This is a genomic window from Microbacterium sp. H6, from assembly GCF_003314775.1.
GTDB lineage: Bacteria > Actinomycetota > Actinomycetes > Actinomycetales > Microbacteriaceae > Microbacterium > Microbacterium oxydans.
The window spans coordinates 30,103-50,738 of record NZ_QOAY01000094.1 but is presented as its reverse complement, the minus strand read 5'-3'; the positions used below and the strand labels follow the sequence as shown (position 1 = coordinate 50,738).

Genomic DNA, 20,636 nt, shown 5'->3' with positions numbered 1-20,636 from the left:
TGCGCACTCGCTACTCTCGACTCATGACGACGATCGCTGCGATCACTGCCGAGGACCGCCCCGAATGGGAGGTGCTCTGGAAGGGGTACCTGTCCTTCTATGAGACCGACCTCGATGACGCGACCACGGCGGCGACCTTCAGGAGACTCGTCGACCGCGGATCGGGGATCCGTGGTGCGATCGCCCGCGATGACAACGGCGTCGCGGTCGGCATCGTCCACTGGCTGACGCACGCCGGCACCTGGACGATCACGGACTACTGCTATCTGGAAGATCTCTTCGTCGCGCCAGACGTGCGCGGCGGTGGTGTCGGCAGGGCGCTGATCACTCACGTGCGCGCATGGGCGGAGCAGCACGGGTCGTCCAAGCTCTACTGGCTCACGGCGGAGTCGAACACCACGGCGCGGGGCCTCTACGATCGTGTCGCGTCGCGGTCGGGCATGATCCACTACGAGATCGATCTCGACTGAAACGGTGACCGAAGGAAAGAAGCCCCCGGCAGGTGCCAGGGGCTTCTTCATCCTGTGGAGCCTAGGAGCATCGTATCCCTCGTCATTCTCCCGCGTAATCTCGCGGTTTGAGGGGTACAGGACCGTGAAAGTGTAACGAAAAGTGTAACGAGTTCGTCGGTTCACAGAGTCGCGATGTCGTCTGGAGCGATGTCGTCGTCATCGCCCCCCGCGTGCGTTCTATCGACAAAAATGGGTCGATCACCGGTTCGTGACAAAGTCGTTACATTCAATGTTGATATTCCCTGTGTTCCCGTAAATCGCGGGACGAAATACACAGGGAGTAGTCATCATGGCAACTTTTATCGTCAGTTCGGACTCATTCAGCGGTCACGTTTTCGCATCGCAGGTCGGCGTCAAGGCGGAGGATTTGCGCGCACGCACGGACGGTGACGGCGCAAACAAGTTGACGGACGGCAAGGCACAGTGGCGTACCGGTCTGTCGGGGTTGATTCTCGACGAGCAGGGCAACGTCATTCGTGAGGATCAGGGCATCACGGTCGCGATTCTCAGCAAGGTCGACATTCTCCGCAACGTCGATTACAAGCTCGTGGGCACTATTCGCGTCACTCCGTACGTGACGAACAACAACCGTCAGGGTCTTTCGATCATCGCGGATTCCGTCGTGCCGGTGAAGGGCAACGAACAGAAGTAATCGTCATGGGCGGGGGTGGTTGCGTTTCTCGAGGCGTAGTCATCCCCGTTCGCGGTTTCACGGACACAGGGAGCATGAAATGAGATTCATTGACGCAGTGGCGTTGGTATTCAGTCGATCACGTCGCATCGCACACGGTGCATGGGAGTCATGGGCGCGGGAGCAGGTGCAGCGTCACGGCGAAGCACAGCACGGCGATCAGCAGGACGCAGCGCACAAGGGTTTGGGGTTACAAGCAAGCGACGAAGTCGCAACGGCGCAGGGTCACGGCGAAGCACAGCAGGCGCGGACCAGCGCAGAAGCATCGCCATGGGATTTGAACGCGGACTGGCGGGCATTCAAGGACGCGGGGGGAGGTGAACGAGCATGAGACGTTGGTTCGGTTTGGGGTTCATCGCGGTCGCGGTGGCATTGGTCATCGGTGGCACAGTCGTCACGGACGAAGCGCAGGCATCGCCGCCAGCGGCAACGGATGCAATCGATGTCGTGTACCAGTACGCATGGTTGCCACGCGTTCCGGCATGGCAGGAAGCGAAGACCAACGCAGCGGCGTCACACGCGAAGATCGTGGGCGAGTGCAAGGCGTACGTTCCGTACAGTCATCGCAACGACCGTGACGGCTGGATGCGCTTCTGTGATTCATTGCCGGCTCCGGTCATCGGTGAATACGTCGTATTCGATCAAGCAACGGGCGAGGTCGTGCGATGAGAACGCGAGGCACACAGTACGTTCCGCAGGAGCGTGATTGGCCGGTCGTCGGATATTGCGGCGTATGTGGCGTAGCGATCAACGAAGCGTGTTTCCGCGGTGGCGAGCATGATGCACGCGGGATCGTCGCAGGCGATTGGTACAGGTGCGGCGTGTGTGGCGAGCGGTGGCAAGCATGAGAGTCACGGACGAACAGCAGGCAGTCATCGCAGCGAACGAGTCACGCATGTTGGTGAACGCGTACGCAGGCACGGGCAAGACGGAGACGACGGCGCACAGGGTTGCACGGTTACGCAAGGACGGTAAGCGGGTGTTGTTGCTGTGTTTCACACGTGCAGCGCAGCAGCAGTTGTCATCGCGATTGGAGGCGATGGGCGTCAGGGCGACGGTGAAGACGTTGCATTCCTTCGCACACGAGTTCGTTGCACGGTGGCACGAGAAGAACGGCGCAGTCATGCCGTCCTTGGCAACGGATTTCCTGGTGCGTCGGGTCATCATGCGTCACGGGTTCACGCCGACGAGCGCGAACGTCAACGCGATCAGACAGGCATCGACGTTCATCGCAAACGGCATGGGTGGTTTCCCGCAGAGCAGCGAGTTCGACGGCAAAGCAGCGCGAACGATGGTCGAGGCATACGCGGTCGAGAAAGAGCGCACGAACACGGTCGATTTCGATGACCTGATCTCGATGGCAACGGAGATCGTGAGGCCGTGGCAAGGCGAGATTGTGGTTGACGAGGCACAGGATCTCTCAAACCTGCAGTTGCGATTGCTGGACGCGTTGACGAGCGACGACACGAGCATGACATGGGTCGGTGATCGGTGGCAGTCGATCTACGGATTCACGGGTGTGGACGCGGATTTGTTCAGGAAGCGCAGCGAGTGGGCGCAGTACACGTTGAGCAGGTCGTTTCGTTCGACGGTGGACGTTCTGAGGATCGCGAATCAGTTGGTGCCGGATCGGATCGCATCGGATTTCGTCGGCGGTCGCGTAGACGTACGCACACGGGACGAGTTGGAGACGGTCGGGGATTTGCTGCTGTGGAGCCACGGAAACGATGCGATTCTGGCGCGCACGCACGCGGAGTTGGAGGGGATCGGTCGAGCGTTCACACGGGAGGGCAAGGCGTTCTCATGGACAGCATTTGACACGCACGGCGCGATGCCGACGCAGAAGGCACGGCCGACGGTGTTGAGCACGATTCACGCGGCGAAGGGATTGGAGTGGGAAGCGGTCGCGGTCATCGGTCTCAACGGACGTTCATTCGGCACGTTCGATCCATCGCCGGAGGAAGCACGGTTGTTCTACGTCGCGGCGACACGGGCAAAGCAGGAGTTGATGCTGTTCACGCAGGACGGTGATCTGCCGTTCGAGGTTGAATCATGAGCGTTGTCGATATTTCACGCAAGGGCGTTCACGGTGCTCTGGATGTTCGCTCCCTGGCATTCATCGAGAAACACTGTGAACGCCCCTATTTCGTGCGCAGGATCAATCGCTACGTTCGATGCGGGAGCGGCGATCCGTCGGTGTGTCGCAAGTGCGCGTCGATTCGTTCCCTCGACAAGAAACGCATCATCGGGTCAGGATGCAACGCGAGCGAGCTCGACGGGATCACATGGGAGACGTTGCAGGCGTATCGATTCTTCTTCGTGACGTTCACCGCGCCGTCGTTCGGCAGAATCAGGGACGGTGTGCCGGTCGATGCGAAACGGTACGAGTATCGGCAGCAGGTCGCATGGAATCAACGGAGCAGAGACCTGTTTCACGCGACAACGGATGCGCTGGCACGTCGTTTGCCGGATGCGGAGTGGGTGTTCGTACGGGAGTGGCAGAGACGGGGGGCGATTCACTTCCACGGGATCGTTCGTGTGCCGCAGTGGGTGAGTTCATCGGACGCGTGGGGCGAGTTGAAGGCGTTACGGGCGGTGCAGTCGCAGGGGATCGCATGGGGTCGGCAGATGAACATTCAGAGCGTCGGCGGGGATGATCGCGGGAGCGTCGTTCGGTACATGAGCAAGGTCGTCGCATACACAGCGAAGCATCAGAGCGGTGATCGCGGGGCATTGTCGGAGCAGGTCGCAGCGTTCTATGAACGGTTGGACAAACACGCGCAGAATCTCGTGTGCAATCGCAGAGGATGCGCGGGCAAGCGAGTGTGCGACGGACGGATGCACAGGACGCACGGTTACGCAGGGCAGATGCTGACGAAGAGCAAGGGATGGTCGTTCGCGGCGTTGACGTTCGGAGAGTTGCGGGCACAGCGGTCACGGTTCGCGGGCACGGGGTCGAGCACGGTGCAGCAGGCGGAGTTGGAGGAGGCGGCACGGTTGGCACGCATCGGATACGAAGCGGCGTTCGAGGGCATGGAGGCGTCGGCGGTGGTCGCGGGAGCAGATCGGTTGCGGCGAACGCTGAAACGCGCCAGACAGCGGCACGGAGCAGAACACGACGGACATACGTCGGACAGATGAAACGACGCCAGATCGCGAGCAGTGACGATCCACGGGGGTATGGACACGAAGGCGCACGGGCACGAAAGCAGGGCGGCGCGGCGGCGCGGTTTGTGTGACACGTCGCAAGGTTGTGCGTCACGTCGGTGCGCGGACGCGAGCACGTCACGGCAGCGCGGGAGCGTCAGCGGGAGCGCGTCGGGGCGGAGCACAGCGAGACGCGGGAGATGTGACGGCACATTCCGCAGCTATGTGTCAGCGCAATAACGCAAAGGCGCGGAGCGCGAGCGCAGCGAGCGGGTCGCGACTTCTTGACAATATATATGAAGATGGATTGGGAAAAGGGAAAGTCAGATCAGGCGGGGACGGAGAGGTGAAAGTCGGATCGGGCAAAAGGTGCGGTAGAAGCGCATGTTTTCGATCAGCAGAGCGTCAGGAGCGAAACGCGACTTTCGCGGAGACGAAACACGACTTTTTGACGACGATCATTCGCTGACGGGATTTGCCTCGTTGATCTTCGCGAGTCGTCCCCAATCGCCCTTTTCGAGCGCGTCGCCGTACGCGGTGATCGCATCCTTCTTCGCCTGTGCGGAGAAATGCGTGTAGTAGAGCGTCATCGTCGCATCGGAATGGCCGAGGAGTTCCTGCACGTATTGCAAGTTCTGGCCGGCACGGAACATCATCGACGCAGTCAAATGACGGTTGTAGTGCAGACGCCATTTTTCGGGTTTCGTCTCGCGGGCAGCGAAGTACGCATCGAGCACGTCGTCCCAGATTTTCTGCACGTCGGTGTAGTTGATGTGCATGCCATCGTCGCGGCGGAACACAAGGTCATCGCGCCAGTCCCCGATGTCGGGGTACGTGGTCATCTTGTGCCACGTCAAGTCGACCCACCATTCGTGTGGCATGTACACGATGCGGGACTTGTTGTTCTTCGTGCGGGGATCGATGAACCACCCCTGCCCCTTCGCACGCGACAACTGCTGACGCACATGAATACGCGCCCCCACGTCGGTGTCGTCATCATCGATGCAGTTCCACGTCAGGCCCAACAGTTCGGATCGACGCAGGCCGAGGAACATGAACAGGATCAACACGTAGTGCTTGTGCTGTTCGTCCTTCAGCCAACGGAGCAGATCGAGCGCGATGGTCGTTCGTTTGTCGATCAGCTGGATGTCGTCGTCATGCACGGCGGCCTTGTACGTGCGTTGCTTCACGCCGGTGATCGGATTGCGTGCGATGAGGTCGTTGTTCGTCGCCCACGTGAGCATCGTCTTCACGACCTTGTACGTGTTGCGCCACGCGCCGTCCGGCAGCGCAGCGATGTCATGCGACAGGAAGCGTTGCACACGTTCGCGGTCAAGGTCAGCGATCGGCACGTCAGCGAGGAACGGCAGGATGTGCAACTCCCCCTGACGGCGGTGTTTGCGTCGCACTTCGGTGGAAATGTCGTTCGGGCCGTACGAGTCGATCCAGCGGGTGAACACGTCACGCACGGTCAGCGCGGGAGCGGAGTCGCGCACGGGCGGGGAGGCGAGACGTTTGGCGATGTTCTGCTGGCGTCGTCGGATCGCATCACGTTCGGTCATGCCCACGCCACGGATGAATCGACGGCGGCCGTCATCGTCGGTGTACGACACTTGCGCGACGTATCGAGGTTCGCCGTTGTGGGTCGTGAACGAGACAGAGCCGCCGGTCAGATCACGCATGGCGGCAAGTGTAACGGGAAGTGTAACGAGATGTACCGCTCCAGCGAGGTCAGATCGTTGATTTCTCGCGGTTCTTGGTTACTTTGTGGAGCCTAGGAGATTCGAACTCCTGACATCCTGCTTGCAAAGCAGGCGCTCTACCAACTGAGCTAAGGCCCCGTGAGGGATTTCTTGAGTTAAGGAGTGGGGCTACCAGGACTTGAACCTGGGACCTCTTCATTATCAGTGAAGCGCTCTAACCGCCTGAGCTATAGCCCCGTCAACCTCCAAGACTTTACCGGAGAAAGACGGAAAATCCGAATCGAGGGGGAGCGCCCGGGAGTGTCTCCCCCTCGATCGTCTTCAGCGACCCGGTCGGATGGTCGCGGTGCCGGCCGAGAGGGAGACGTCGATCGTCCTCCGCGAGCTCGACGCCTCATCCACTTCGGCGTTCAGCGTGCCCGCGCTGATCTCCTGGGAGATCGCGTACTCGACGTCGGGAACGGTCAGATCGAGGGTGCCGGCACTGACGTCGATGGATGTCAGCGCGGGAGGCGTTCCCGTCAGCTCCACGGTGAGATCACCCGCGGAGACACCGAGGTCGGCCTGGGCGATGCCGTCGAGCAGGATGTCGGCACGACCGGCGCTCATCTGCACGTCGAGCTCTTTCGCGGCTCCTTGGATGTCGAGAGCACCCGCGTTCACACTGACATCGAGGATCCCGAAGTCTCCGGCCACATCGAGGCTGCCCGCATTGAGGTTCAGGTCGGCATCGAGTCCCGCGTCGCGAAGGCTCTCCGGGAGCGTGAGCACAGCGACCTCCTCCTCACCGAACCAGCCGCCGATCCACCATCCGAAGACCCCCTGCGGGCTCCGCACGACCAGCTCGTCGCCGTCACGTTCGAATCTCCACGGGGTACCGCGTCCGTTCGTGATGGCGAGTGTGGCCTCGTCGACGTCGCCGAACTCGACCCGCATGCTGCTGGCGTCGGCGGAGAGGTCGATGCTCTCCAGCCCGGCGACACCCACGCTCTGCACGGAGTCGGCACGGTTCGAAGTGGCGATGGTGCCGACGGCTGCCGCGGCTGCTGTTCCGCCGGCGCCGAGAAGTGCGAGCCCACCGACCACCGCCGTCACGACCATGACCGCGGTCGCACCTGACGAGCGGCCGGCGGGAGGAGGGGTCGGAGCCGCGTGCGGAGCGTCAGACTGCGGAACGGAGGCGGGTGGCGGGGTGAGCGGGGTGTGTCCGCCCTGGTCCCCGTTGTTGTCGGTGGTCATCGTGCCACTCCTGTCTGGCCGGTCGGCGGCGTCGTGCCACCGGTGTTCTCGATGTGGGCGAGGGCGGCGAGCACACGGCGGTTGCCCGACTCGTCCTGTTCGAAGCCCAGTTTCTGGAAGATGGAGGTGATGTGCTTCTCGACGCTGGCTTCGGAGAGGAACAGCAGTCCGGCGATCGCCTGATTCGACTTGCCCTCGGCGATCAGTGCGAGCACGGTGCGCTCGCGCTCGGTGAGCCGCAGCATCCGATCATCACGGTTACGCCGTGTCAGCAGCTGGGCGACGACCTCGGGGTCGAGCACGGTGGCTCCCTCGGATATCCGCTGCACGGAGGCGAGGAACTCCGAGACGTCGGCGACCCGATCCTTCAACAGGTAGCCGAGAGGGCCACCCTGCGCCGCGATCAGGTCGGAGGCGTAACGCTCCTCGACGTACTGGGAGAGCACGAGGATCGCGAGCGACGGGTGGGTCGACCGCAGACCGAGAGCGGCCCGGATCCCCTCGTCTGTGAAGGTCGGAGGGAGACGCACATCCAGGATGCACAGATCGGGTGCCTCCGTGACGACGGCCTGGTCGAGACCCTCGATGTCGGGAAGAGCGGCGACCACCTGGTGACCGGCGTCTTCGAGCAGACGGACCAGGCCCTCGCGCAGCAGGACCGAGTCCTCGCAGATCAGGATGCGCACGGGACGCTCACCTCCAGGCTGGTCGGGCCGCCCTGCGGACTGTCGAGGCGGAAGGTTCCGCCGGCGGCGAGGATGCGGTTCGCGATGCCGTCGAGGCCGCCGCCCGGCTGCACCTGCGCTCCTCCGATGCCGTTGTCCTCGACCCGCGCCCACAGCGTGTTGCCGTCACGCAGCCGCACGACCACACGGGCCTCGCTGGCTCGGGAGTGCTTCGCCGCGTTGGTCAGGGACTCGGCGATCGAGAAGTACACGGCGGCCTCGGCCTCGCGACTGCACCGACCGTCCATCCGCACGTCGAGGTGCACGGGGATGTGGGAGCGTCCCGCGAGTGCCGACAGTGCGGCGTCGAGCCCCCGGTCGTCCAGCACGGAGGCATGTATGCCGCGTGCGAGCTGACGCAGCTCGGTGATGGCCGCCTTCGTCGAGGTGTGAGCCTCGTTGATGAGTTCCTTCGCCGCACCGGGATCGCTGTCGATCTTCTGCTGAGCGAGCCCGAGCGTCATCCCCACGGAGACGAGACGGGGCTGGACTCCGTCGTGCAGATCGCGCTCGATGCGGGTGCGCTCGACATCGGCGGCGCGCACGGCCCCCTCGCGCTGGGCCGTCGAGGTGCGGACACGCTCGGTGAGCTCCGTCTCCCTGCTGCGGATGACGATCGCGAGCGACAGGGTGCGATGCAGCAGTGCGAGGCCGATGATCCCGACGACGCAGGCTGCGATGCCCAGGATCCCGATGAGCGGGGCCCACTCGGCAGGAATGCCCCCGCCGCCGAACGGTCCCATCACGGAGTCGACTCCGGTGAGCGGTGCGAACGAGACGACGATCGACCAGATCAGGCCCCAGAACAGCCGAAGCACGACCCACCCGAGCACGGCGGAGATGGCGAAGTTGGCGACAGCGCGCCACATGCGTCCATCGATCGCCTGCCGGCCCAATGCGCGCAGCCATCCGACGAAGCCGGGGCGGTCGCGTGGCTGCAGCCGCAGGGGGCCGACCGGAGTCCGGTACAGCGACCCGACCCGAGCGATCTCGAACCAGCCGAGACCGTAGAGGGCATAGACCAAGCCGACGAGCAGGACCAGACCGATACCGGCGACGAAGAGGAGTCCGAGTCCGGTACCGAGGAGGCCTCCGAGCGTGCCGAAGATGGCGCCGCCCAGGACGCCGACGCCTGCCAGATGCAGGATCGTGAGGAAGATGCGCAACGGCGGCTTCACCGCTGTTGCGGAAGCCGGGGTCGCAGTCTGAGTGGTCATGGTTCCAAGGTACGGCGGTGGGGGAGGCCACGACAGCGAGCCAACCGGACACTCCGATTCGGGTTTTCCGTAAGAGTTCCCGTGATCGTCGCGGTTCGACCACGACGGTTCTGCTTCACTGGGGGCATGAGTACGCATGAGAGGGAACCGCACGGCACCGGTCTCGGTCAGCGGCTGAACTGGCTGCGCGCAGGAGTGCTCGGCGCGAACGACGGCATCGTCTCGGTCGCCTCACTCGTCGTCGGGGTGGCCGGCGCCACGACCGACAACGCCGCACTTCTCACAGCGGGAATCGCCGGCCTCGTCGGAGGCGCGATCTCGATGGCCCTCGGCGAGTACGTGTCGGTGAGCAGTCAGCGTGACAGTGAGAGGGCACTGATCGCGAAGGAGCGCGAGGAGCTCCGTACGATGCCGGCCGTGGAGCTCGACGAACTCACCCAGCTCTATCGCGACCGCGGGCTCTCGCCGGAGACAGCGCGCCAGGTGGCCGAGGAGCTCACCGCGCACGACGCCCTCTCCGCCCATCTGGAAGTGGAACTGGGCATCGATCAGGATGACCTCGTGAACCCGTGGCACGCGGCGCTCTCCTCCGCGGTGGCGTTCACTCTCGGAGCACTGCTGCCGTTGCTGGCCATCCTCCTTCCCCCTCCGGAATGGCGCGTGCCCGTGACGTTCGTCGCAGTGCTTCTCGCGCTCGCGGTGACGGGAACCCTGTCGGCGAAGATCGGCGGCTCCGCTCCGATGCGCGCATCCATACGGCTGGTCGTCGGCGGCGGACTCGCACTGGCGGCGACCTGGCTCATCGGCACCCTCCTCGGTACGACCGGCGTGGTCTAGCGATCCCGCGCCGAGCAACGACGAAGGGCGGGTGCCGCAGCACCCGCCCTTCGTGGATCCGTACCGAGGATCAGTTCGACATGAAGCCGACCAGCAGTCCGCCGGTCACCTTCACCGCGAGGTTGTAGATTCCGGCGACCACGGCGCCGAGCACCGTGAAGACGATCAGGTTCAGGATCGCCACCACGGCGGCGAAGGCCATCACCTGCGGCAGTCCCACGACCTCGGACAGCACGAACGTGTTGTCGGTGATGCCGAGCAGGAAGCTCTCCGCCGTCGTCATGATCCCCGTCGCCTGGAACACGAGGAAGATGAGGAAGAACGAGACCATCGTGACGACCGCGAGGGCCACGGCTCCGAGGAACGAGAGCTTCACGGCCGACCAGAAGTCCACGTAGACCAGTCGGAGGCGTACCTGCTTTCCGCTGGTCTTGCGGGTCGACTTCTTCGCCAGCTTGTCGGCCACTGTGCTCATGCGTCTGTATCCTCAGGGGTCTGGGTCGTCTCGGGGGCCTGGGTCTCTGCGTCCTCCGCATCGGCCTCTTCTTCGGCGAGGCCGCGCTCACCGTTACGGGCGATGGCGAGGATGCGGTCGGCCTCCGTCGTACGGGCGAACACCACTCCCATGGTGTCTCGACCCTTGGCGGGGACCTCGGCCACGGCAGAGCGTACCACCTTGCCGCTGGACAGAACCACCAAGACCTCGTCGTCCTCGGAGACGATCAGACCACCCGCGAGAGTGCCCCGATCATCGTTGAGTTTGGCGACCTTGATGCCCGTTCCGCCGCGACCCTGAACCCGGTACTCCTCCACCGCGGTGCGCTTCGCATAGCCGCCGTCGGTGACCACGAAGACGAACTTCCCCGGCGCGGCGACGGATGCCGAGAGCAGGCAGTCCTCATCGATCTTGAACTTCATTCCGCGGACACCGGCCGTCGCCCGGCCCATCGGGCGCAGGGCTTCATCTGTCGCCTCGAAGCGCACCGACATGCCTCGACGGCTGATGAGGAGGATGTCGTCCTCGGCGTTCACGAGCAGCGCGCTGACGAGCTCGTCCTCCTCGTTCAGACGGATCGCGATGACACCGCCCTGACGGTTGGTGTCGTAGTTGTCGAGACGGGTCTTCTTGACCAGTCCGTCACGCGTCGCGAGCACCAGATAGTCCGCCACCTGGTAGTCGCGAATGTCGAGCACCTGGGCGATGTTCTCGTCGGGCTGCAGGGCGAGCAGGTTCGCCACGTGCATGCCCTTGGCGTCGCGACCGGCCTCCGGCACCTCGTACGTCTTCGCGCGATAGACGCGACCCTTGTCGGTGAAGAACAGCAGCCAGTGGTGCGTGGTCGTCACGAAGAAGTGCTCGACGATGTCGTTCGCCCGCAGCTGGGCACCCTTGACGCCCTTGCCGCCGCGGTGCTGCGAACGGTAGTTGTCGCTGCGCGTGCGCTTGATGTAGCCCTCGCGCGTGACGGTGACCACCATCTCCTCTTCGGCGATGAGGTCCTCCATCGAGACGTCGCCGTCGAAGCCGTGCAGGATGTGGGTGCGGCGCTCGTCGCCGAAACGCTCGACGATGCCGGTCAGCTCTTCCCGGATGATGGTCCGCTGACGGCCCTCGTCGGCCAGGATCGCCTTGTAGTCGGTGATCTGCGCCTCGAGCTCGTTCGCCTGATCGATGATCTTCTGACGCTCGAGGGCTGCGAGCCGGCGCAGCTGCATCTGCAGGATCGCATCGGCCTGGATCTCGTCGATGTCGAGAAGCTTCTGCAGGCCCTCGTTGGCGTCGGCTGTTGTCTGCGAACGACGGATCAGCGCGATGACCTCGTCGAGCGCATCGAGCGCCTTCAGGTACCCGCGCAGGATGTGCATGCGCTTCTCGGCCTCGCGAAGGCGGAACTCGGTCCGTCGCACGATCACGTCGATCTGGTGGGAGATCCAGTTCGAGATGAACCCGTCGATCGCGAGCGTCCGGGGGACGCCGTCGACGATCGCGAGCATGTTCGCGCCGAAGTTCTCCTGCAGCTGCGTGTGCTTGTACAGGTTGTTCAGCACGACCTTGGCGACCGCGTCGCGCTTGAGCACCACGACCAGGCGCTGACCCGTGCGGTCCGACGACTCGTCACGGATGTCGGCGATGCCGGTGATCTTGCCGTCACGGGCGAGGTCGCCGATCTTCACCGCCACGTTGTCCGGGTTGACCTGGTACGGCAGCTCGGTGATGACGAGGCAGGTACGACCCTGGATCTCCTCCACATTGACGACCGCGCGCATGGTGATCGAGCCGCGGCCGGTGCGGTAAGCCTCGTGGATGCCCTTGGTGCCGAGGATCTGCGCGCCAGTCGGGAAGTCCGGGCCCGGGATGCGTTGGATCAGGCCTTCGAGCAGTTCCTCGCGGGAGATGCCGGGGTTGTCGAGTGCCCAGAGCGCCGCGTCGGACACCTCGCGCAGGTTGTGCGGCGGGATGTTGGTGGCCATTCCGACCGCGATGCCGACCGAGCCGTTGACGAGCAGGTTCGGGAAACGGGCGGGCAGGACCGTCGGCTCCTGCGTCTGGCCGTCGTAGTTGTCGGTGAAGTCGACGGTGTCTTCTTCGATGTCGCGCACCATCTCGAGCGCGAGCGGAGCCATCTTGGTCTCGGTGTATCGCGGAGCCGCGGCACCCATGTTGCCGGGGGAGCCGAAGTTGCCCTGCCCGAGGGCCAGCGGATACCGCAGCGACCACGGCTGCACCAGTCGCACGAGGGCGTCGTAGATCGCCGAGTCACCGTGCGGGTGGTACTGACCCATGACTTCGCCGACCACACGGGCGCACTTCGAGAACGACTTGTCAGGACGGAATCCGCCGTCGTACATGCCGTAGATGACACGCCGGTGCACCGGCTTGAGGCCGTCGCGCACATCGGGGAGCGCACGCCCCACGATGACGGCCATGGCGTAGTCGAGGTAGCTGCGCTGCATCTCCGACTGCAGGTCTACCTGATCGATCTTGCCGTGGTCGTGTTCCGGCTCGGTGCGTTCTTCGTCAGTCATCAATCAATCTCTCTGTCACACATCTGGTCTGAGCCCGCGGGCATCAGATGTCGAGGAAGCGGACGTCCTTGGCGTTGCGCTGGATGAAGCTGCGTCGGGACTCGACGTCTTCGCCCATCAGCACACTGAAGATCTCGTCGGCCGCGGCCGCGTCTTCGATGGTGATCTGCTGCAGGGTGCGAGTGGTGTGATCCATCGTCGTCTCCCACAGCTCCTTCGGGTTCATCTCACCGAGACCCTTGTAGCGCTGGATGCCGGCATCCTTCGGGATGCGCTTGCCGTTCTCGATGCCGTGCTTCAGCAGGGCGTCGCGCTCGGCGTCGCTGAACACGTACTCGTGAGCCGAGTTCGACCACTTGAGCCGGTAGAGCGGCGGCATGGCGAGGTACACGAAACCGGCCTCGATGAGCCCGCGCATGTAGCGGAAGAGGAGCGTCAGCAGCAGGGTGGTGATGTGCTGACCGTCCACGTCGGCATCCGCCATCAGCACGATCTTGTGATAGCGCGCCTTCTCGATGTCGAACTCTTCGCCGATGCCGGTGCCGAAGGCCTGGATCATCGCCTGGACTTCCTTGTTGCCGAGCGCCTTGTCGAGACGCGCGCGCTCCACGTTGAGGATCTTTCCTCGGAGGGCCAGGATCGCCTGGGTGTGAGGGTCTCGACCCTGCACGGCGGAACCACCGGCCGAGTCACCCTCCACGAGGAAGATCTCGCTGATCGACGGATCCTTGCTCGTGCAGTCCTTGAGCTTGTCCGGCATGGCCGCCGACTCGAAGACGCTCTTGCGACGCGCCGTCTCACGGGCCTTCCGCGCGGCGAGACGAGCCGTGGCCGCATCGATCGCCTTGCGGATGATGTTCTTCGCCTGGTTCGGATTGCGCTCCAACCAGTCGCCGAGCTGATCGCCGACCACTTTCTGCACGAACGCCTTCGCCTCGGTGTTGCCGAGCTTCGTCTTGGTCTGCCCCTCGAACTGGGGCTCGCCGAGCTTGATCGAGATGACTGCGGTCAGTCCCTCGCGCACGTCGTCGCCGGAGAGGTTGTCGTCCTTCTCCTTGAGGAGGTTGTTCGCTCGCGCGTATTTGTTGACCAGGGTCGTCAGTGCCGCACGGAAGCCTTCCTCGTGCGTTCCACCCTCGTGGGTGTTGATGGTGTTGGCATAGGTGAACACGTTCTCGGTGTACGAGGTCGTCCACTGCATCGCGACCTCGAGCGAGATCTTGCGCTCGGTGTCCTCCGACTCGAAGGCGATGATCTCGTCGTTGACCACTTCGGCGTGGCGCACCTTGTTGAGGTACTCGACGTAGTCCACCAGACCGCGCTCGTAGAAGAACACATCGCCGGGCTGCTTGGTGACGGTCGCGCCGTCCTCCTCGACCTCGTAGGCCGACGACTCGCGCTCGTCGCGCAGCTCGATGCGCAGCCCCTTGTTGAGGAACGCCATCTGCTGGAACCGCGTGCGGAGGGTGTCGTAGTCGAACTCGGTCGTCTCCTGGAAGATCTCCGCGTCTGGCCAGAACGTGATGCTCGTCCCGGTCTCGTCGGTCGCCTCGCCCTTCTCGAGCTTCTGCTGGGGGACACCGCCGTCGGCGAAGCTGTGCCGCCAGACGAAGCCCTTCTGCTTGACCTCCACGTCGAACCGCGTCGAAAGGGCGTTCACGACGGAGGAGCCGACGCCGTGCAGTCCACCGGAGACGGCGTACGCGCCGCCGCCGAACTTTCCGCCGGCGTGCAGGATCGTGAGGACGACCTCGACCGTCGACTTGTTCGGGTCCGACGAGTGCGGGTCGACCGGGATTCCTCGGCCGTTGTCGACGACGCGCACGCCGCCGTCAGCGAGCATCGTCACCAGGATCGTGTCGGCGTAGCCGGCCAGCGCCTCATCGACCGAGTTGTCGACGATCTCGTAGACCAGGTGGTGCAGGCCTCGGGGACCGGTCGACCCGATGTACATGCCGGGGCGCTTGCGCACAGCCTCGAGGCCCTCGAGGATCTGGATCGAATCCGCGCCGTACTCTCCGGGCTGCTTCGCCTTGGGTGCGGGCTGTGGAGTCTGGGTCCCTGAGCCAGTCGAAGGGGCGGGGGTTCCCCCGGTGTTCGATTCCGTCTCGTCAGCAGGGGATTCAGGCGTCATCAGAGGGCATTCTCCACATCGATATCACGAACTCCCATTCTAGCGGAGTTTCGTCGAGAAATGCCGCTCAACGGCCGTGTGTGGGCCTCTGAGCGTTTCGACCCCCTCGGATGGTGCCCTACCCGTAGGTATCGCGTGGGCCCCGTCCTGGAACGGCTCTGGGACCCCATTTCCACGAGGGGACGTCCGGTCCGATGAACCGAAGGTTCTCCACGCCCGCATCCGGATACCGTCGACCGATCTCCGTGAGGATCGTCGCCCGCATGAACTGCAGGTTCTTCGCCCACGCCGTCGAATCGCACTTGACGGTGAGCAGACCGCGCTCCAGAGACACCGGCTCCGAGTGCTTCGCGGTGTCGGCCCCAGCGAGGTCGGCCCACTGCCGAACGAGGTCTTCCCGGGCGAGGGTGATCTGCCATCCCGAGTCCCGACTCAGCTTGTCGAGCACGGCGCCGAGCGGGCCGGGATCACGCCCCGGCGTGAACGGAGCGTTGTCGTCGTCCGTGGTGATGCGCCGTTTGCGCTTCCAGCTCTTCGAGCTCGGCTGCAGGCCGCGCAGTCGCAGGTACGTGCCGATCGTCTCCGGGACGTCAGCCGGCGGAGTGGAGACCGGGGGAGTCGATGCCGCGTCAGTCATCCTTCCCCCTCTCGTCGCTGATCGTTCCAGCGCTGATCCGCACCACGTGCGCGTGCAGCACCTCGGGGATATCCTCCTCCACCGCTGCCGTCACCACCACCTGTTCGTATCCTGCCGTCAGGGCGGCGAGGCGCTGTCGACGATCGGCATCGAGTTCCGCGAAGACGTCGTCGAGGATGAGGACGGGATCTCCGGCCGGGGACTCGCTGCGCAAAAGCTCGGCCGAGGCCAGCCTCAGCGCGAGGGCCACAGACCACGACTCGCCATGCGATGCATAGCCCTTCACAGGGAGGTCGCGAACACGCAGCACGAGGTCATCGCGATGCGGACCGGTGAGGGTGAGTCCGCGGTCGAGTTCGTTCGACCGCTTCGCCGCGAGCGAGGCGCGGAACAACTCGGCGATGTGCCCGGGATCTCCGAGCCGGTCGACCGATGATCCGGCGTTTCCTCCGTCCGCGGCATCTTCGCCCTCTTCGGGATCTCCTCCGCCGACCGAGAGGGCCCATTCCAGCTGCGGGCGGTGGTCGGCCCCGGCGATCGCCTCGTACGCATCGGCGACCGGCTGCTGCAGATCCACGGCCAGCCGCTGTCGAGCGGTGATGATCTCCGAACCGAGGGAGACGAGCTTGTCGTCCCACACATCGAGAGTGCTCAGCGCCTCGCCGCGGATTCCCCTGGCCCTGGCCGACTTCAGGAGCGCGTTCCGTTGCTTGAGCACACGGTCGTAGTCGGCGAGGACGGCGGCGAGTCTCGGAGTGCGCTGGATGAGGAGCTGATCGGTGAACCGACGACGAGCCGAGGGATCGCCTCTCACGATCTGCAGGTCCTCCGGAGCGAACAGCACGACGTGTGCATACCGGGGGAGCTCGTTCGGCTTCGACGGCGACCCGTTGATGCGCGCCTTGTTCGATCCCTGCCGGTTGACCTGCACCTCGGCGAGGACACGGCGCTCCCCGTGAGAGAGGCGAGCCCTGATGACGGCGAACTCCTGTCCGTCGCGGACCATCGGTGCGTCCGAGGAGACACGATGGGACCCCAGAGTCGCCAGGAACACGACCGCTTCGGCGAGGTTCGTCTTGCCCTGGCCGTTCCTGCCCACGAGGACGTTCGGACCGCGGTGGAGAGCGAGTTCGGCGGTCGCGTAATTGCGGAAATCGACCAGACTCAGGTGCTCCACAATCACGGAGTCAGCCTACCTTCGGTGTCCGACACCTGATTCAGTGTCGGTGAATCTCGGGGATGGGGAGGCGTTAAGCTCCCTGCTCTCGCCGAGCGGGGTCAGCGCAGGAGGAGGTTGGGCTGCAGCAGGTACTTGAACGAGTCGAGGCCGGCCTGATCGACCGAGGTCTGACTCGTGATGAGGACCGGGCTGAGCTTGTTGGCGTTGTCGCTCGATGTGAAGGTGACGCGCACGAACTCGCTCTTCACGGCGCCGAGAGCCTCGATCAGGTACTGCGGATTCAGTCCGAGCGTGACCTCGTCACCGCCGGAGAGGATCGCGTCGACCGACTCGGAAGCGCGCGCATGGTCTCCGCCGGAGGCGTCCATGGTGACGCTGTCGTTCGAGAACGTGAAACGCAGCGGAGCGGCGCGATCGAGGACGAGCGATACGCGGCGGACCGCTTCGACCAGGTCGGCGGTGTTCACGACCGCGTAGTGGTCCGTCTGCTCGGGGAACAGACGACGCACCGGCGGGAAGTTGCCCTTGATCAGGAGCGAGGTGACGGTCTTGTTTCCTGCGGTGAACGCGATGATCTCGCGGTCGCCGGCTCCGGAGAACGCGACCTGGATCGTTCCGGCGTGTCCGAAGGTCTTCCCGACCTCCAGCAGCGTGCGCGCGGGAACCAGCGCGGTGGCCTCGACCGCTTCACCGTCCCACGGCACGTCTCGGAGCGAGACGCGGTAGCGGTCGGTGGCGACAAGACTCAGGGTCTGGCCGGAGACCTCGAGCTGCACACCCGTGAGCACCGGCGTGACGTCATCGCGTGAAGCCGCGAATCCGACCTGCGCGATGGCGGTGCCGAAGTCGTCGGCGGGAACGACTCCCGACGAGCCGGTGACCTCGGGGATGGACGGGTATTCCTCAACCGGCATGGCGGCGAGGGTGAACCGCGCGGAGCCACAGGTCACCGCGATGCCGCCGTCTTCCTCGACCGCGATCTCGATCGGAGCGTTCGGGAGGCGGCTGGCGATGTCCGAGAGAAGTCGACCGTGGACCAGGATCGTGCCCGGGGTCTCCACCGTGGCCTCGATGGTGGTTCGAGCGGAGGCCTCGTAGTCGAATGCCGAGAGCGTGAGGCCGGAACCGTCCGCCTCGATCAGCACTCCCGCGAGGATCGGCTGTGGGTTGCGCTGCGGCAGGAGCTTGACGACGAACGAGACAGCCTCGCTGAAGACATCGCGGTTGACCTGAAACCTCACGGGTGCTCCCTTGTCGTCGAACTGTGACGCGTTGTCGTCGGCCCTGCCGGTGCAGGGCTTCCCATGCTAGCCCCACAGTCCGGCGTATCCCTACGCCGAGGTTCCTGTCATTCGACGGTCGGCTCTCCACACCGTCTGGTGATCGGATCGCGCCCTGAATGACTTAACTCCTTAACGGTGTTAACAGCTGTGGATACTGTGGATAAGTCGGTGGATAGCAAGAGCGAGTAGGGAACTACACAGTTGTCAGTTGTGGAAACCCTGAGGAATCCGCGGGTTGGCGGGGGTGAGGTGCTCGAAGCCCCTCCCGGAGTTATCCACAGGTTTGGGTGATCGACCCACATTCGTCCCGATCGAATCCACGGTCATCCACAAGTTATCCACATGTGCATAGAGGTATCAATCGAGAGATCAGAACCCCAGTCCGGGTGACAAAAAGGGGAGGTCCGCACCCGATCAGGTGCGGACCTCCCCTTTTTCCGAGACGCGGCGTGTCAGCGCCGTCCCAGCTGGGTCGTGATCTCGGTGACCTGGTTGTAGATGGAGCGACGCTCCTTCATGAGCTCGCTGATCTTCTTGTACGCGTACATGACGGTCGTATGGTCGCGGTTGCCGAACAGCTGCCCGATCTTGGGGAGGGAGAGGTTCGTTCGTTCCCGGCACAGGTACATGGCGATCTGTCGAGCGGTGGCGATCTGCTGCGAGCGGCTGGACCCGTACAGGTCGTCGACGGTGAGCTTGAAGTACTGCGCGGTCGCCGTGATGATGTCGGTCGGCGAGATGATGTTGTCCTCCGCCGTGTCGATGATGTCGCGCAGCACGGTCTGGGCGAGCGCGATGTCGAGAGGCGATCGATTGAGGCTCGCGAACGCGGAGACGCGGATCAGTGCCCCCTCCAGCTCGCGGATGTTGGATGACACCACCGTGGCGATGTACTCGAGCACCTCGTCGGGGATGTGCAGAGACTCGCTCTGGGCCTTCTTGCGGAGAATGGCGATGCGGGTCTCCAGGTCGGGCGCCTGGACGTCGGTGATGAGACCCCACTCGAAGCGGCTGCGCATCCTGTCCTCGAAGCCGGTGAGGAGCTTGGGAGCCACGTCACTGGTGATGACCACCTGCTTGTTGTGGTCGTGCAGGGTGTTGAACGTGTGGAAGAAGGCTTCCTGGGTCTCGGCCCGCCCCTGCAGGAACTGGATGTCGTCGATGAGGAGGATGTCGACTTCCCGGTATCGCGCCTGGAAGGCAGCACCCCGGTTGTTGGCGATGGAGTTGATGAAGTCGTTCGTGAACTCCTCGCTGGAGACGTATCTGACCTTCACCCCCGCGTAGAGGGACTGCGCGTAATCGCCGATGGCGTGGAGGAGGTGGGTCTTGCCCAGTCCGGAGTCGCCGTAGATGAAGAGGGGGTTGTACGCCTTGGCCGGTGCTTCGGCGACCGCGACGGCGGCTGCGTGGGCGAAGCGGTTGGATTGTCCGATCACGAAGTTGTCGAAGGTGTACTTCGGGTTGAGGCGCGACTCATGGCGCATCGGGGTGGGCGCAGGCTCCATGGGGGATTCGCTGCGCGTCTGCTCCTGACGACCGAAGTCGCCGACGGCGATCGGCGCGGTCTGCTGCTCGGCGAGCTCGTGGTTGACCACGACGCGGTAGGAGGTGACCTCCTCGCCGATGTGCGAGAGGGCCTCCATGATCGGGAGACGCAGACGCTTGTTGATCTGCGCGGCCGTGAGATCGTTCGGAACCTCGAGATAGAGCGTGGCCGACATCACTCCGGCCGGAACGGCCAGGCTGAGGAAGCCCTGCAGTTGGGGTGTCACCCGGTCGTCGTCGACCAGAAGCTCCTGCACCGTGGTCCAGATGGGGACATCGGGCTGGGCAGGTGAGGACATGACGCTCCGGACGGGTGATCGAGGCGGGGTCTACGTGCCGTGTCCCCTGTGGATAACTTAGGATGCCACGGTAGTCATCCCGGCTGTGAACGGCAACCTGCCCTTGGAATCACGCGGGCGTGTTGCGTCGACGCGAGGTCCGGAGGTTGTGGATAATGGCTGTGCACCCGGTACCGCGCGACGGCTCTGTGAGAGCCCAGATTTGCTCTGTGCGCCGGTAAGACGTACCCTTACTTGGTTGACTTATGCCATTTTTGGCAGTACCCCATGTCTCCGGTCGAAGTGAACCCGGTGGCAGCATTCCCGGAGTGATTCCATGAGCAAGCGCACCTTCCAGCCCAACAACCGTCGTCGCGCCAAGAAGCACGGCTTCCGCGCCCGCATGCGTACGCGTGCCGGCCGTGGCATCCTCGCCGCCCGCCGCGCGAAGGGCCGCACCGAGCTCTCTGCGTAGTCC

At 64.2% G+C, this 20,636-nt stretch carries 19 protein-coding genes and 2 tRNA genes; 8 read left to right on the top strand and 13 right to left on the bottom strand.

Annotation, left to right across the window (positions count from 1 at the left end):
- Positions 1–23: 23 nt before the first annotated feature.
- The 6 genes from DSP71_RS06460 (at position 24) to DSP71_RS06440 (ending at position 4,344) form a co-directional block, all read left to right on the top strand.
- Positions 24–470 (top strand): GNAT family N-acetyltransferase, encoded by a 447-nt coding sequence (locus tag DSP71_RS06460; RefSeq protein WP_061016339.1) that lies wholly within the window; start codon positions 24–26, stop codon positions 468–470.
- Between the two features lie 331 nt (positions 471–801).
- Positions 802–1,164, top strand: a complete 363-nt coding sequence (locus DSP71_RS06455; protein ID WP_113680673.1) for a hypothetical protein — start codon at positions 802–804, stop codon at positions 1,162–1,164.
- A gap of 79 nt (positions 1,165–1,243) precedes the next feature.
- A complete protein-coding gene (locus DSP71_RS22010; RefSeq protein WP_181800678.1) occupies positions 1,244–1,534 on the top strand; it encodes a hypothetical protein in 291 nt (96 codons plus the stop codon).
- Complete coding sequence (locus DSP71_RS06450; protein WP_113680672.1) at positions 1,531–1,872, top strand: hypothetical protein; 342 nt, start codon at positions 1,531–1,533, stop codon at positions 1,870–1,872. The genes DSP71_RS22010 and DSP71_RS06450 overlap by 4 nt, the downstream gene beginning before the upstream one ends.
- Before the next feature lie 175 nt (positions 1,873–2,047).
- Positions 2,048–3,259 (top strand): UvrD-helicase domain-containing protein, encoded by a 1,212-nt coding sequence (locus tag DSP71_RS06445; RefSeq protein WP_113680671.1) that lies wholly within the window; start codon positions 2,048–2,050, stop codon positions 3,257–3,259.
- Positions 3,256–4,344 (top strand): replication initiator, encoded by a 1,089-nt coding sequence (locus DSP71_RS06440; RefSeq protein ID WP_147251221.1) that lies wholly within the window; start codon positions 3,256–3,258, stop codon positions 4,342–4,344. Before DSP71_RS06445 ends, DSP71_RS06440 begins: the two co-directional genes overlap by 4 nt.
- 464 nt (positions 4,345–4,808) lie before the next feature.
- Here DSP71_RS06440 and DSP71_RS06435 read toward each other — a convergent pair whose 3' ends face one another.
- The 6 genes from DSP71_RS06435 to DSP71_RS06410 all read right to left on the bottom strand — a co-directional run bounded on the left by DSP71_RS06435 (position 4,809) and on the right by DSP71_RS06410 (position 9,234).
- Positions 4,809–5,810: a site-specific integrase gene (locus DSP71_RS06435; protein WP_181800677.1), complete on the bottom strand. Its 1,002-nt coding sequence runs from the start codon at positions 5,808–5,810 to the stop codon at positions 4,809–4,811.
- A gap of 308 nt (positions 5,811–6,118) precedes the next feature.
- A tRNA-Ala gene (locus tag DSP71_RS06430) sits at positions 6,119–6,191 on the bottom strand.
- A gap of 25 nt (positions 6,192–6,216) precedes the next feature.
- Positions 6,217–6,290 (bottom strand) — tRNA-Ile (locus DSP71_RS06425).
- An 84-nt stretch (positions 6,291–6,374) separates the two neighbouring features.
- Positions 6,375–7,292 carry a hypothetical protein gene (locus DSP71_RS06420; RefSeq protein WP_113680668.1) on the bottom strand — a complete coding sequence of 306 codons (918 nt, stop codon included), beginning with the start codon at positions 7,290–7,292 and terminating at the stop codon, positions 6,375–6,377.
- Positions 7,289–7,978: a response regulator transcription factor gene (locus DSP71_RS06415; protein WP_058630950.1), complete on the bottom strand. Its 690-nt coding sequence runs from the start codon at positions 7,976–7,978 to the stop codon at positions 7,289–7,291. The genes DSP71_RS06420 and DSP71_RS06415 overlap by 4 nt, the downstream gene beginning before the upstream one ends.
- The gene (locus DSP71_RS06410; RefSeq protein WP_046747974.1) at positions 7,966–9,234 is read right to left on the bottom strand and encodes a histidine kinase; all 1,269 of its coding nucleotides are present in this window, start codon (positions 9,232–9,234) and stop codon (positions 7,966–7,968) included. Before DSP71_RS06410 ends, DSP71_RS06415 begins: the two co-directional genes overlap by 13 nt.
- Positions 9,235–9,360: 126 nt before the next feature.
- Here DSP71_RS06410 and DSP71_RS06405 point away from each other — a divergent pair, with 126 nt between their 5' ends.
- Entirely contained in the window at positions 9,361–10,071 is a 711-nt protein-coding gene (locus tag DSP71_RS06405) for a VIT family protein (RefSeq protein WP_113680667.1), read from the top strand.
- Positions 10,072–10,141: 70 nt separating this feature from the next.
- Here the strand turns inward: DSP71_RS06405 and DSP71_RS06400 are convergent, their stop codons facing one another.
- The 7 genes from DSP71_RS06400 to dnaA form a co-directional block, all read right to left on the bottom strand.
- Positions 10,142–10,546 carry a DUF3566 domain-containing protein gene (locus tag DSP71_RS06400; protein WP_017829919.1) on the bottom strand — a complete coding sequence of 135 codons (405 nt, stop codon included), beginning with the start codon at positions 10,544–10,546 and terminating at the stop codon, positions 10,142–10,144.
- Positions 10,543–13,098 (bottom strand): DNA gyrase subunit A, encoded by a 2,556-nt coding sequence (gene gyrA, locus DSP71_RS06395; protein ID WP_046747972.1) that lies wholly within the window; start codon positions 13,096–13,098, stop codon positions 10,543–10,545. Before gyrA ends, DSP71_RS06400 begins: the two co-directional genes overlap by 4 nt.
- Positions 13,099–13,141: 43 nt before the next feature.
- Complete coding sequence (gene gyrB / locus DSP71_RS06390; protein WP_082108635.1) at positions 13,142–15,232, bottom strand: DNA topoisomerase (ATP-hydrolyzing) subunit B; 2,091 nt, start codon at positions 15,230–15,232, stop codon at positions 13,142–13,144.
- A 118-nt stretch (positions 15,233–15,350) separates the two neighbouring features.
- Positions 15,351–15,869: a DUF721 domain-containing protein gene (locus tag DSP71_RS06385; protein ID WP_113680666.1), complete on the bottom strand. Its 519-nt coding sequence runs from the start codon at positions 15,867–15,869 to the stop codon at positions 15,351–15,353.
- Complete coding sequence (gene recF / locus DSP71_RS06380; protein WP_113680665.1) at positions 15,862–17,052, bottom strand: DNA replication/repair protein RecF; 1,191 nt, start codon at positions 17,050–17,052, stop codon at positions 15,862–15,864. Before recF ends, DSP71_RS06385 begins: the two co-directional genes overlap by 8 nt.
- 95 nt (positions 17,053–17,147) lie before the next feature.
- Positions 17,148–18,290, bottom strand: coding sequence for a DNA polymerase III subunit beta (dnaN, locus tag DSP71_RS06375; protein WP_046747969.1), 1,143 nt, complete (start codon positions 18,288–18,290; stop codon positions 17,148–17,150).
- A 494-nt stretch (positions 18,291–18,784) separates the two neighbouring features.
- Positions 18,785–20,179 carry a chromosomal replication initiator protein DnaA gene (gene dnaA / locus DSP71_RS06370; protein WP_046747968.1) on the bottom strand — a complete coding sequence of 465 codons (1,395 nt, stop codon included), beginning with the start codon at positions 20,177–20,179 and terminating at the stop codon, positions 18,785–18,787.
- A gap of 316 nt (positions 20,180–20,495) precedes the next feature.
- On the opposite strand from dnaA, the gene rpmH reads away from it, so the two are divergent.
- Positions 20,496–20,633, top strand: a complete 138-nt coding sequence (gene rpmH, locus DSP71_RS06365) for a 50S ribosomal protein L34 (protein WP_013584598.1) — start codon at positions 20,496–20,498, stop codon at positions 20,631–20,633.
- Positions 20,634–20,636 lie beyond the last annotated feature (3 nt).

What these genes read in the sequence shown, in the direction of transcription:
- DSP71_RS06450 (WP_113680672.1), top strand. Translation starts at nt 1,531, where the DNA reads ATGAGACGTTGGTTCGGTTTGGGGTTCATCGCGGTCGCGGTGGCATTG.
- dnaA (WP_046747968.1), bottom strand. Translation starts at nt 20,179, where the DNA reads ATGTCCTCACCTGCCCAGCCCGATGTCCCCATCTGGACCACGGTGCAG.
- DSP71_RS06455 (WP_113680673.1), top strand. Translation starts at nt 802, where the DNA reads ATGGCAACTTTTATCGTCAGTTCGGACTCATTCAGCGGTCACGTTTTC.
- DSP71_RS06445 (WP_113680671.1), top strand. Translation starts at nt 2,048, where the DNA reads ATGAGAGTCACGGACGAACAGCAGGCAGTCATCGCAGCGAACGAGTCA.
- DSP71_RS06405 (WP_113680667.1), top strand. Translation starts at nt 9,361, where the DNA reads ATGAGTACGCATGAGAGGGAACCGCACGGCACCGGTCTCGGTCAGCGG.
- DSP71_RS06410 (WP_046747974.1), bottom strand. Translation starts at nt 9,234, where the DNA reads ATGACCACTCAGACTGCGACCCCGGCTTCCGCAACAGCGGTGAAGCCG.
- DSP71_RS06385 (WP_113680666.1), bottom strand. Translation starts at nt 15,869, where the DNA reads ATGACTGACGCGGCATCGACTCCCCCGGTCTCCACTCCGCCGGCTGAC.
- DSP71_RS06460 (WP_061016339.1), top strand. Translation starts at nt 24, where the DNA reads ATGACGACGATCGCTGCGATCACTGCCGAGGACCGCCCCGAATGGGAG.
- DSP71_RS22010 (WP_181800678.1), top strand. Translation starts at nt 1,244, where the DNA reads ATGAGATTCATTGACGCAGTGGCGTTGGTATTCAGTCGATCACGTCGC.
- DSP71_RS06420 (WP_113680668.1), bottom strand. Translation starts at nt 7,292, where the DNA reads ATGACCACCGACAACAACGGGGACCAGGGCGGACACACCCCGCTCACC.
- gyrB (WP_082108635.1), bottom strand. Translation starts at nt 15,232, where the DNA reads ATGACGCCTGAATCCCCTGCTGACGAGACGGAATCGAACACCGGGGGA.
- rpmH (WP_013584598.1), top strand. Translation starts at nt 20,496, where the DNA reads ATGAGCAAGCGCACCTTCCAGCCCAACAACCGTCGTCGCGCCAAGAAG.
- DSP71_RS06400 (WP_017829919.1), bottom strand. Translation starts at nt 10,546, where the DNA reads ATGAGCACAGTGGCCGACAAGCTGGCGAAGAAGTCGACCCGCAAGACC.
- gyrA (WP_046747972.1), bottom strand. Translation starts at nt 13,098, where the DNA reads ATGACTGACGAAGAACGCACCGAGCCGGAACACGACCACGGCAAGATC.
- DSP71_RS06440 (WP_147251221.1), top strand. Translation starts at nt 3,256, where the DNA reads ATGAGCGTTGTCGATATTTCACGCAAGGGCGTTCACGGTGCTCTGGAT.